General features: G+C 48.3%; 7 protein-coding genes and 2 tRNA genes. 6 read left to right on the top strand and 3 right to left on the bottom strand.

Translation table 11 applies throughout. The annotated features are described in order from the left end of the window. Nucleotides 1-888, bottom strand: coding sequence for a diacylglycerol/lipid kinase family protein (locus IRJ16_RS05065; RefSeq protein WP_194110446.1), 888 nt, complete (start codon nucleotides 886-888; stop codon nucleotides 1-3). Between the two features lie 204 nt (nucleotides 889-1,092). Here IRJ16_RS05065 and metK point away from each other — a divergent pair, with 204 nt between their 5' ends. The 3 genes from metK (at nucleotide 1,093) to IRJ16_RS05050 (ending at nucleotide 2,806) form a co-directional block, all read left to right on the top strand. Further along, entirely contained in the window at nucleotides 1,093-2,343 is a 1,251-nt protein-coding gene (gene metK / locus IRJ16_RS05060) for a methionine adenosyltransferase (protein ID WP_194110445.1), read from the top strand. A gap of 185 nt (nucleotides 2,344-2,528) precedes the next feature. After that, nucleotides 2,529-2,602: transfer RNA gene (locus IRJ16_RS05055), tRNA-Asp, on the top strand. A 130-nt stretch (nucleotides 2,603-2,732) separates the two neighbouring features. Then, nucleotides 2,733-2,806: transfer RNA gene (locus IRJ16_RS05050), tRNA-Asp, on the top strand. A 48-nt stretch (nucleotides 2,807-2,854) separates the two neighbouring features. Here the strand turns inward: IRJ16_RS05050 and IRJ16_RS05045 are convergent. Next, the gene (locus IRJ16_RS05045; protein WP_194110444.1) at nucleotides 2,855-6,340 is read right to left on the bottom strand and encodes a glycosyl hydrolase; all 3,486 of its coding nucleotides are present in this window, start codon (nucleotides 6,338-6,340) and stop codon (nucleotides 2,855-2,857) included. Between the two features lie 55 nt (nucleotides 6,341-6,395). Beyond that, a complete protein-coding gene (locus IRJ16_RS05040; protein WP_194110443.1) occupies nucleotides 6,396-7,223 on the bottom strand; it encodes a 1-acyl-sn-glycerol-3-phosphate acyltransferase in 828 nt (275 codons plus the stop codon). Between the two features lie 211 nt (nucleotides 7,224-7,434). On the opposite strand from IRJ16_RS05040, the gene IRJ16_RS05035 reads away from it, so the two are divergent. The 3 genes from IRJ16_RS05035 to kdpA all read left to right on the top strand — a co-directional run bounded on the left by IRJ16_RS05035 (nucleotide 7,435) and on the right by kdpA (nucleotide 12,222). Beyond that, a complete protein-coding gene (locus IRJ16_RS05035) occupies nucleotides 7,435-8,601 on the top strand; it encodes a hypothetical protein (protein ID WP_194110442.1) in 1,167 nt (388 codons plus the stop codon). 183 nt (nucleotides 8,602-8,784) lie between these two features. Beyond that, the gene (locus IRJ16_RS05030) at nucleotides 8,785-10,116 is read left to right on the top strand and encodes a sigma-54-dependent transcriptional regulator (RefSeq protein ID WP_194110441.1); all 1,332 of its coding nucleotides are present in this window, start codon (nucleotides 8,785-8,787) and stop codon (nucleotides 10,114-10,116) included. Between the two features lie 387 nt (nucleotides 10,117-10,503). Then, nucleotides 10,504-12,222, top strand: coding sequence for a potassium-transporting ATPase subunit KdpA (kdpA, locus tag IRJ16_RS05020; RefSeq protein WP_194110439.1), 1,719 nt, complete (start codon nucleotides 10,504-10,506; stop codon nucleotides 12,220-12,222). Nucleotides 12,223-12,231 lie beyond the last annotated feature (9 nt).

Below are 12,231 nucleotides of genomic sequence, written 5' to 3'. Positions count from 1 at the left end.
TTATGCTTTATAACTATCGCCTACGATTATGTTCAACGCGGCAGGCATTACTTCGATATCAATTTTAGTGCCCATTACCATCGGCTCACCATCCAGGTGTATAGGGCCTTCGGCATCACGTTTAACAGTAATATGTTTGCCACGGATGATCTCGACATATTTGGACTTATCTGCCGTTTTAGTAAACATGATCAACCCCATGTAAACAAACTTCCACAGCGGGAACGGCTTGATCACACAAACATCGAACAGACCATCCTGAACAGATGCATAAGGCGACACGTGCGCGTTGTTACCATATTGCGATGAGTTGGCAAAGCTAAGCATGAATGCTTCGCGATGGATCTGCTGACCGTCAATATCGATACTGTAGGTAGCAGGTTTATAAGCCATCACCTCTTTAAACGACGATTTGATATAAGCCCAGAAACCACGGTTCTTATCGTGTGAGAAAACCTCGCTGATATGCGCATCAAAACCCATGCCCGCCATATTGAAGAACCATTTACCGTTCAGCTTGGCGGCGTCGATCTTTTCGGTGCGAGTTTGGCTGAGGGTTTTGATCGCTTCTTCAGGATCCATGGGGATGCTTAAAAATCTTGACAGCCCGTTGCCCGATCCGTAAGGTATCACCCCAAGGGTAGTATCGGTACCTGCTATTACCGAGGCGATCTCGTTAATAGTACCATCGCCACCAACAGCCACAATGATATCGAACTGTTTTAAATTCTTTTGTGCCAACTGTTGAGCATGCAGCACGCCGGTACTGATATCTATACGGTACTCAAATTTGGCAGGATCCAGGTGCTTTTTGATGAGCGCCGGTACACCGTCCTTATTTTTACCGCCCGATATGGGGTTTATGATGAATAATACTTTACTTTTCAAGCGTTTATTTTTTCAGCGGTCAAAAGTAACCTATTTTCGGCTTTTGTGAAATTGTTTTACATTTGCACCCGAAAGTGGACTGATTTTGACGCCTGCATAACAGGCTGGATTGCAACCACGTAAAAAAGTGCTAACAAACCGTACCCAATTCCCGGTTCGCGATCCGCTTCTTTCCCCTTTCCGTATATTTAATTAAATTTTTTTATGCCATATTTATTCACATCAGAATCAGTATCAGAAGGACACCCGGATAAGGTTGCCGACCAGATCTCGGACGCGTTAATTGACAACTTTTTAGCATTCGACGCACAGTCGAAAGTGGCTTGCGAAACTTTAGTGACCACCGGACAGGTGATCCTGGCAGGCGAGGTTAAATCTAAAGCTTATTTAGATGTGCAAAAGATCGCCCGTGATGTGATCAACAAGATAGGCTATACCAAAGGCGAATACATGTTCGATGGTAGCTCTTGCGGTGTGCTTTCGGCTATCCACGAGCAATCACCTGACATTAACCAAGGCGTTGACCGTAAAAGCCCTGAAGAGCAAGGCGCGGGTGACCAGGGTATGATGTTCGGTTACGCTACTATCGAGACCGACAATTATATGCCATTGGCTCTAGATATCGCCCACGCTTTATTATTAGAGCTGGCAGTTGTTCGTCGCGAATTGACCGACATTAAATATCTGCGCCCGGATGCAAAGTCACAAGTGACTTTAGAGTATGACGATAACAATCAGCCGGTACGTATAGACGCGATCGTTATCTCTACCCAGCACGATGATTTTGACGAGGAAGCACCAATGCTGGCCAAGATCAAAGAAGATATCATCAACATCCTGATCCCGCGTGTGAAGGCTAAATATCCTAAATACGCCCACTTCTTTAACGATCAGATCAAATACCACATTAACCCTACCGGTAAATTTGTGATCGGTGGTCCGCATGGTGATACCGGTCTGACAGGCCGTAAGATCATTGTAGATACCTATGGTGGTAAAGGCGCGCACGGTGGTGGTGCTTTCAGTGGTAAAGACCCTTCAAAAGTTGACCGCTCGGCTGCTTATGCTACCCGCCACATTGCCAAGAACCTGGTTGCGGCCGGTGTTTGCAGCGAGGTGCTGGTACAGGTATCATACGCTATCGGCGTGGCCCAGCCAATGGGTATCTACGTAAACACTTACGGTACCGGTAAAGTTGGCCTGAACGATGGCGAGATCGCTAAAAAAGTAGAAGGCATCTTCGACATGACCCCATACGCGATCGAGACCCGCTTTAAATTGCGCAACCCGATCTACAGCGAAACCGCGGCCTACGGTCACTTTGGTAAACCAAGCCAAACGGTAACCAAAACCTTTTACAGCCCTGATGGATCATCTATCCAGAAAGAAGTTGAGCTGTTCACCTGGGAAAAATTGGACTACGTGGATCAAGTTAAAGCCGCTTTCGGCCTATAATTTGCCCCTCTACACATACACGATAACTGAAGGAGCCCTCTCGGGAGGGCTTTTTCATTGGATAAAAGAAAAATATCCGCCACATTTTCAGGAAGATACCGCCGTCGTTTGAAAAATTTAAGGTTTTTTGACCTACGGATTTGGAGAGAAAGAAATGATGCGTATATTTGCAATCCCAAACGGGAGGAGTGGTAGTTCAGCTGGTTAGAATACATGCCTGTCACGCATGGGGTCGCGGGTTCGAGTCCCGTCCATTCCGCTAAAGGTCTTACGAAAGTGAGACCTTTTTTGCGTTTAAGCCTTTTTGAATATCCCGGCCCGTAGCGAATATTTGCCGCATATATTTTAAAGAAACAAAATGATGCGTATATTCGCACTCCCAAACGGGAGGAGTGGTAGTTCAGCTGGTTAGAATACATGCCTGTCACGCATGGGGTCGCGGGTTCGAGTCCCGTCCATTCCGCAAAGAAAAAGCCTTACAGAGATGTGAGGCTTTTTTGTGTTATGCTCATCACAATTCCTTATGCTTATAACTCCTGATCACCACCGGCCCCAATAATCCCGATGGTTGCAAGGTCGACTTTGCGTCCCAGTGTTTCCAGGTGGTAAAGGATAGGCGTTTTGATACGCGGGTTGCGCCGCTGTCTGTTAGCCAGGTAGGCCATGCCGCAGGGACACCGTTCCTTCTTTGCACATCGTCGGGCAAGCTTTCGTCGCCGATCAGGCGATTTACCCATAAGTTAGTGACACGGATCTCCAGATCATTTATCCCGATATGGACGGCGCTGCCGAGTGATATCCTGAATGGCGCATTCCACAGGGTGCCTAAATTTTTCCCGTTGACGATAACCTCGGCCGTGATACGTACACTGCCCAGATCAAGTTCCAGAGAATTATCTTTATTTAACATATCAGCCGTAAGGCTGAATTGCTTTTTATAGACCGCTGTACCCGAGAAATAGCGGATCCCTTCATCATCAGATAGCGGCCACGAGGTTAATTGCTTTAAAGAAGTATTAGCGGGAGCTCCGCGGTCTTTTTGAAAGCTGACGTCCCAAGGGCCGGTCAACTCAAGTGGATTCGGTATGGCGCTTACCTCTGCCGTCTTTGTAAGACCGGAAACATTGGTATAAGTTATTTTACCGGCATAGGGCGTTACCCAGTTCGGATTCCCGTTTTTGTAGATCACCTGGGGCTGCGGCGCGTCTTGTTCTAAATGTGCCATTGCTCCTTGCTGAACCGACACTTGGTGCGTATCGCCTTCGGTAATATAGGTCATCCGTAACTCCCTTTTTACGCCTGAGCGTGCAGGTGGCGTCTCCAATACCGCATCAGATGCCATGAAAGTTAAAGTGTTTTTGCTGACCAGCTCTTTAACTTTTCCGATCACATCATATATCGGGTATTTGGGCAGCACACCTTTATTCCCCAACGGAAATTTACCATACAAAGCGCGGATCAGCTTAAATTCTTTGTTATCGAATTTAACATCGTTCTGCTCATTTTCAACAAGGGTTAAAGATAATCGTTGTCCCCCTAAGTCATATTCCAAACGCAATTCCTTTATAGAGCCGGGAAATGGATCAGTAGGCGATAAGCCATTATTTGCCGATATGCGGATGCCGGTATTGGTGATGCTTTTGGCAACAGCATCGGTAACATCAACCACACCGTCCGGCAGGAATGTTCCGTATTCGGCTTTGACCAGTTTCAGCCCCGCCAACGGTTTGGCCGGCTGGGTTTGCAGGGTGGTACTGGACTTTACGATATGGCCCGTAGGCATGGCCTTGGCTTTACGGAAGATCACAAATATGGCCCCATTTTTATCGAACGATATTGGCACCTCGATGGTGTTTTGCCCGCTTTGCTTCCAAACGACCGCATCCTGTATATCACCGGTGGAGGCGTTCCACAATTGTGGTTGTTTGCCGGTCACCCTAAAACGGCATAACTCGGTCCGGGCCTCTTCTTTGGGATTCGATACAAAATAGATATCATCAGCACCAGCAACGCGGTGAATAAAATTAAGGTCCGCTCCGGTCGCTCCGCCGGAAAAGTCGGGCGCCAAATTCAGGTTCTTAAAAACATCAGCTACAGTGACATCCGGCCGGATCTTCTTATCCCAAAGCTGCGCAGTGAATTGAGTGATCTTTCGATCGGCCATAGGATATCCGTCCAAGCTTGGTGACTTGAAAGGTTTCGGCCCAATTATCGTTGCCCCTGCGGCTGCAAGTCCTTTAAGCTTTTGCATCAGGGCGGGGCTTGCCCATTTGGTCTCCGGTAATATCAGCAGGCGGTAAGAGAGGCCGCTTTTGGTGATCAGCCTGCCGTTCTTCACGGTTAGATAAGCTAATTCATCCGGCCCTATCTGGTCGGTATCATAACCCATAGCTTTAATGTCTGGTCTTTGCACGCCATCGTTTGGCGAGGACTCTCCGGTAAATAATAACACATCGGCAAAACTGCGGCCTCTTTGCAACAGATACTGAGAGCGAGCCAAATAGTCCATGTAAACGCGGCTTTGTTCCCACCAGGTATTCATCCTGCCCATCTCCACGCCGTACATATGGAAGCTAAGCCCCGGGGCTACGTTCCAAGGCTGGTGCACATAAGTATGGAATATAAAACGGGTCACGCCCTCGGTCCACATACGGTCGCCGGACGGTTTTAGGGTGGCCGGGTGGTTATTATATCCGCCGAAACTTGTAAAAGCTTCAGCGCCTACGATCGGGTTCCCTTTTAAATGGGCGATCGAAGCCGCCAGCCTGGAGGATTCTGAAAAGGAATTAAGGCCAAGCCAAAATTCGCCCATGTTGATATCGCCTGTTGCACCAACTTTTAGTGAGGGGAAGGGCCCGCCATAGGGCTCGACAGAAAATTTTAACCCGTTCTGATGGCACAGGTCGCTAAAATGCCCAAAGTAATTTTCGGCCATCAGGTCGCCGATCGTCTTACGGAAGTCCCACAAAAAGCGCTCGGAAACTTCACCGCTTTCTACATAGTAGCCGGCAAGTGTGGGGAGATATGATGTTAGCTGATAACCATGCCTTTTGGCAAATTCTTTATCAAATCCCGGTGTCCAGTTATCGCAGCCTACCTCGTAACTATCAATGATGCAACTGGTGAGCGTATTCCCGATCATGGGGCGCACCTTATCCAGTATCGGCTTAAGCCCACTTGCCCAGTATGCGTCAACTGCGGCGCGGCTCATTTTATTTACTTCCAGCCCACGACCGCCTTTGCCAGCCGGATGGTTCTCCATGCCGTTGGCTGTATGGCCAAACCGAATGATCGTCCAATCGCCGTCAGGCGCGGTCCAATCCAAAGTTCCGTCGGCCGCCATTTTTAACGAAAGGTCGATCACTTTTGATCGATCTACGATCGCTGCCTTATCTATGATCTTATCATCCGGATCAAGGTGTGTGCGAAAGGCCTCGCCTGAAAGGGATTTAATGTCCAGTTTATCTATCAACAGGGCACTCTTAGGTGTGGGAAAAGCGATGACAGCAATATCTTTGTAGTAATTGAACTTAGTTTTCGGCTTGGGTAATTTTATGGTTGAGGCTCCGCTACCCCTCAATTGGGTTTTGGTGTAAACCACCGTTTGCATCGCATTTTCGGGCGTCACCCAGGGCCCCCCGCTTGACGACCAGCCCGGCCCGTTATGAAAAGATATCTCCATCCCCAACCGCTTTGCCTCTGTAACAGCAAAACTAAAAAGATCTAACCATTGCGGACTAAGATAGATCGCCGGTCCTTCGGGATAGCCTTGGCCCACGTTAAATATCTGCGCCTCTTGAATGCCTACCCTTTTCATGGCTTCCAGATCGGCAGTGAGGCCAGGCTTTGATATGTTGCCGTCTATCCAATGCCACCAGGTACGGGGCTTAGCTGCCGGGGGCGGGTTTTTAAACCCATTCGTCAGCGCATCCTGCGCTACGGCGCGGTTGGCGAAAGCAAGAGTTAGCAAGGCTAACAGTAAAAGCAGGCGGTACATAGGGGTCGGCGATTGGTTATCGCCAAAATAGATACAAAGCCCCGCCCAACTATCCTTAGCTGTCTGTTAGAGGAAAAGTGGCTTGCGGGCAAAGTTCATAAGTTTTTTTTCGAAGCTCCCCCAACAAAGCCGAAGGCTCATTCGATAAAGGAACCTCTGCTGTGCCGACCAATTTGCCGATACTTACCCTCAACACCTTGTCTTTTTTACTAAAAAGTTCGGTAGGCAGCATGGCGGTTTGCAGGGACGGGTGGATATATCTAAGCAGGCTAAAGCAAAAACTATTATTACCCTCAAAATGGATCGGCAGTACCGGGACCTTGGCTTTGGCTATCAGTTTACCTACTACGGGGTGCCATTCGCGGTCGGTGACTTTAAATTTTTTGAGGTTGAAGGCGGCTACTTCGCCGGCGGGGAAGATGGCTACCGGCGTGCCCGACTTAAGCTTACACAAGGTGGTCTTTAATCCGCTAATGCTGGAGCTGTCCCGGATGGTTTCGAACGGGTTGACGGCAATGATATAATCGGACAGGTTGGGCACACGTTTCAACAGAAAGTTGCCCATAAAAAGCGTGTCTGGCCTTTGTGTGGCTAATATATTTAATAGCGCGAGTGATTCGATAGCGCCGTAAGGATGGTTGGCCACAGCAATGAACGCACCACTCATTGGTATGTGCTTAAGTGTGGCAGCGTCTACCTCTATTTTGATATCCAGGTAGGACAATACAAAACGGGCGAACTCCAGGCCTTTAATATCGCCCGCCTGCACCATCATATCGTTAAAAGCATCGATCTTTATCAGGCGCATTAAGAGGTTGGCAAGTCGGGGCAGTTTGGTAGTTCCTGTTGCCTGCCTAAAGTCGTTTCCGGAGATGATCGCCATTGGGCAAAGGTACTTACGGCAGGTGACCGCAATAGGCGATCCGTATTAAGCTTAACTACCTTTTTGTATAATGATAGCTCATGCGATAGCCATTAATTTTCTCCATTTTGGAGTATCCCGGTAATATTTTCAGGATAATTAAAATCCCGGAAAAAGGATGCTGCAACTATCATATATTAGGGCTCACGTTAATAACTCGGATATATTTTTAATGGAACATTCTTCCTGCACACAGGAGGCCGCAGAAGCAGCCAACCAATATTTTGAGGAGGAGATGTTCGGCGTATTGCGCGACTGGATGGACCGTCATGAAGACCGGACACTATTCCGTTTCGACCATTCAGCAGACGAGTATTTGGCCAACGATGCCCTGCGCGATCTCTTTCTGACATCACCTCATCCGCTTCGGAAACTATTAAAAAACCCGTCGATCGAAAGCCACCTCGAACGTGACGTAACTCAAGTTTATTTTGATGAGGTAACAGGCGACCCGCTATTAGCCCCGTCCGAGCAGCGCATTTATAATCTCGCCCGCCGCATAGATAGCGAGGATATGCACATCCCTTTCCGGTCGGTACAGCCTAATAAACAAACAGAAGCCGGTGATACCTCGGATATAATCACCTATCCGCCCGGCTGTGATGTGTTGCGATACAATAGCGGTAACCATTTTGTTAGTCGCCCGGCTAATATCAATGTGTTTGATGAGAACAGCCAACGCTGCTTGAGAAAGGGCGAAGGTAATTTACATGTGATCTTTAAACGTGGCTATCTTGAGGATCGCCTGCACGAGGTTAAAGAACTCACCGCCAATATGCACCGCGATGGCGTTAAACAACCGCAGTATTTTGTGATATACAGTCGCCACTCGGCCCAGGAAGGGCATTTTGGGGTGTCGCTGGTAATTATGGATCCCGCCAATGCCGATTTTCCGCAACGGGTCATGATCTGCGATACGCTATTGAAAGACCTGCCGCATCACCCACGCTGGTGGAGCTTTTTTATTAGCGAATACTCAAATGTTTTTGGCGATGCCGTAGCCGAGCTGATCGAGGACCTTTCGCACCCCTTACAAAAAGTGAATATACATGGCGATGAACCCTATCGCCATGATTGGGACTGCCCTTATTACGCCGCCAGCATGGCCGACGCTTTAGCCGAGCTGGTAAAAAGTCGACCGGAGTTAATTCTGAATGGCAATGTCTCCGAGATCCACAACGCTATGAAAGGTGCTATGCCGGATTATTATCAGAATGGGGAGATAAAAGACCGGGCGATGATCAAATTGATTAACCGCGCCAAGCGTTGGGAAAGCGGGCGGCAAATGATCAAAGCGTTGGTGGTGGAGAATAGATCTCGGTCAAAAGACTTACTTTGAGGCTGTCGGTATCTTTTATAACCGAACATATTTGATGGTCCGATAGCTATTGTCCACTTAATTATCAACGACCCCGGTCCATCTTTTTACAGGCAGAAAACATCTTCTGCTGCACTTCGGTGCATCTGTCAAGATCGATATCCCTAATTGTTCGTTACTTTGCAACAAGTTTAAAAACTCGTTATGCAACTCACCGTGCTCATCATTGATGATGAAGTAAAACTGGCCGGCCTCATCAGCCGGATCATCGAACTGGAGGGATACCATACCCTGCGGGCGCATACTGCCAGGGATGGGCTGGAAATGCTGTCGAAGCATTTGGTGCATCTGGTGCTGAGCGACGTTAAACTGCCGGACGCCAGTGGCGTGGAGCTGGTCAAAAAGATCAAAGATAAATACCCTTACATCGAGGTCATTTGTTTAACAGCTTATGGCACTATCCAGGATGGTGTAACGGCTATTAAGAACGGCGCGTTCGATTACATCACCAAAGGCGACGACAACGATCGCATTTTGCCACTGCTGGCAAAAGCATCCGAGAAAGCAGCGGTACAGTACAAGTTATTTCAGTTAGAGAGCCGGCTGATCGGTGATCATGGTTTTGATAGGATCGTCGGTAATTCGCCGGCCTTGCAGCAGGCGGTCAACCTGGCCCGTAAGGTAGCAGCTACTGATACTACGGTGCTATTACTTGGCGAAACAGGTACAGGTAAAGAAGTGTTTGCGCAGGCTATACATTATAATTCGCCAAGGAAACAGCGGTCATTTGTGGCGGTCAATTGCAGTGCTTTTGCAAAGGATCTGTTAGAGAGCGAATTGTTCGGTTATAAGGCCGGAGCCTTTACCGGAGCTACTAAAGACAAGCGCGGCTTATTGGAAGAAGCGGATGGTGGCACCCTGTTTTTAGACGAGATCGGCGAAATGAATATCGACCTTCAGGCTAAATTGTTGCGGGTGCTGGAGACCGGCGAACTGATGAAGGTAGGCGATACCAAAACGCAAAAACTGAACGTACGCATTATTGCAGCCACCAACCGCGATCTGGAAGAAGAAATAGAAAAAGGCAATTTTAGGCGCGATCTTTTTTATCGGCTGTCGGTATTTAATTTGCAACTGCCATCGCTTAACGATCGGCCCGAAGATATCCCCCTGTTGGCCTTGCAGTTTGTAACACACTTTGCCCAAAAGACCAATAAAAAAGTGATCGGCATATCCGATCAGATGATGGACCGCTTAAAAAGCCATCGTTGGAAAGGCAACATCCGCGAGTTGAAGAATGTGATCGAACGGTCGGTGATACTGACCGATGGCGAGGTGCTATCGGCCGAAGATCTGCCGTTCAACGATCATACCACCCAATCGGGCATACCGCATGAAATGGCCGAGGTAGAAAAGCGCCATATCCTGTGGATGCTGAACCATACCAAAGGGAATAAGACCGAGGCCGCCCGTTTGATGAAGATCGGTTTAACTACGCTTTACCGCAAAATGGAAGAATACGGGATCAGCCAATAGGGCAGCCTTTCACAAAATATCTCCTTTAATGCTCCGAACCATGCTGTTTCGGGGCATTTCTTTTTTCAAAATGGAAGGGTTTAGATCTCTCTTCATCTTGCGCAAATGTCATCTTGACTTGTAAGGTGCTGATAAACAAATATTTGTTTGTTTTGGCCTTTCTGTGGTATCCCCTTTGGTATAGCCGTATCAAAAACGCTATATCCATATGTTGACCATTTTGCTTTTCCCCGCCCTTGTTATCGGCTGGTATTTCATTTACAGATCCATCAATTGGTTCGAAACGATCTAACTCCCATGACCGCATTATTTATCATTTCTATCGCAGTTTTCATATACATGGTATATGTGCTGCTCAAACCCGAAAATTTTTAAAGAGAACACACCATGAACACAGAAATATTGGGGATCATCGTCTCGTTCGTCATGATGCTGGTGATCGGCATCCCGCTTGGTAAATACCTGGCAAAAATGTTTGCCGGCGAAAAGGTATGGACCGACTTTATGCGCCCGCTCGAGACCGGCATTTACAAACTATCCGGCATCGACCCAAACCAACCCATGAACTGGAAACAGTTTTTAAAGGCCATGATGTGCATCAACCTGTTGTGGCTGGTGTACGGCTTTTTTGTATTGATGAACCAGGACAAGCTCCCCTGGAACCCCGACGGAAACCCCGGCATGACCGCCGATCTGGCCTTCAACACCATCATCAGCTTTGTAGTGAACTGTAACCTGCAGCACTACAGCGGCGAAAGTGGTGCGAGTTACCTGGTGCAGCACTACATATTTATGTTTTTGCAGTTTGTGAGTGCCGCTACCGGGATCGCCTGCGCGGTAGCTTTCTTTAAAGCTTTCCGCGATAAAACAACTACCGATCTGGGTAACTTTTGGAACTATTTTACCAAAGCCATCACCCGCTTACTATTGCCACTGTCTATAGTGGTTTCATTGATATTGACCTTTAACGGCACCCCGGCAAGTTACGCCGCTAAGGACCAGTTCATATCGCTGCAAGGCGATACCGTGAACGTATCGCGCGGACCGGCAGCGCAGTTCATCGCTATAAAACATTTGGGTACTAATGGTGGGGGCTGGTTCGGCGCTAACTCGGCACATCCGCTGGAGAATCCGAATTATCTGACCAATATAACCGAGATCGTTTCACAAATGATCATCCCAATAGCCATGGTGTTATGTTTCGGCTACTTTATCCGCCGCAAAAAGTTAGGCTGGGTGATCTTTGGGGTGATGATGATCGGCGCTTTGCTTCTCCTAATCCCAAGCATTAGCACCGAGACGGCGGGTAACCCACTGATCGCCAAAATGGGCATTGCACAGCCTACAGGTGCAATGGAAGGGAAAGAGGTACGAATTGGCCCGACCGCTACCGCATTTTGGAGTACACTGACCACCATCGTTTCCACAGGCTCGGTGAACGGTATGCACGACAGTACCATGGCGCTGAGCGGGTTATGGCAGCTGCTGGGTATGATGATCAACGGATTTTTTGGTGGCTGTGGCGTAGGTGTGCTCAATTACTTTATCTACCTCATCATCGCGGTGTTCATATCCGGGTTGATGGTGGGCCGCACGCCAGAGTTTTTAGGCCATAAGGTAGAGGCGCGCGAGGTAAAGATAGCCGCGTTGATCACCTTACTCAGTCCATTTTTAATAATGGCCGGAACCGCCATCGCAGCTTACGTGTTTACCACCCATGGTAACGCCGACTGGGCAGTTAAGCCGTCAGCCTGGTTGAATAACCCAAGTTTCCACGGCTTTAGCGAAATGCTGTACGAGATGACATCGGCCAATGCCAACAATGGATCTGGCTTTGAAGGATTGGGCGATAATAACATCTTTTGGAATGTGTCTACCGGCATTATAATGCTGTTAGGTCGGTTCCTACCCATTATTGGTCCGGTGGCTATTGCCGGCTTGCTGGCGCAAAAAAGATATATCCCAGAGTCGGCCGGTACGTTAAAGACCGATACCGTGACTTTTGGCCTGATGACCTTTGCGGTGATACTGGTACTGAATGCATTATCCTACTTCCCGGCGCTGGCCCTCGGTCCGTTGGCCGAACATTTTTCGATGATAAAGTAACCCGGGTAT

This window comes from Mucilaginibacter myungsuensis, assembly GCF_015222005.1.
Classification (GTDB): Bacteria; Bacteroidota; Bacteroidia; order Sphingobacteriales; family Sphingobacteriaceae; genus Mucilaginibacter; species Mucilaginibacter myungsuensis.
The sequence above is the reverse complement of the archived record's forward strand: the minus strand, read 5'-3'. Positions and strand labels throughout refer to the sequence as shown.

Bases quoted from the DNA above. Each gene is read 5' to 3' on its own strand.
- IRJ16_RS05035 (WP_194110442.1), top strand. From the start codon at position 7,435: ATGGAACATTCTTCCTGCACACAGGAGGCCGCAGAAGCAGCCAACCAA.
- IRJ16_RS05030 (WP_194110441.1), top strand. From the start codon at position 8,785: ATGCAACTCACCGTGCTCATCATTGATGATGAAGTAAAACTGGCCGGC.
- IRJ16_RS05045 (WP_194110444.1), bottom strand. From the start codon at position 6,340: ATGTACCGCCTGCTTTTACTGTTAGCCTTGCTAACTCTTGCTTTCGCC.
- kdpA (WP_194110439.1), top strand. From the start codon at position 10,504: ATGAACACAGAAATATTGGGGATCATCGTCTCGTTCGTCATGATGCTG.
- IRJ16_RS05040 (WP_194110443.1), bottom strand. From the start codon at position 7,223: ATGGCGATCATCTCCGGAAACGACTTTAGGCAGGCAACAGGAACTACC.
- metK (WP_194110445.1), top strand. From the start codon at position 1,093: ATGCCATATTTATTCACATCAGAATCAGTATCAGAAGGACACCCGGAT.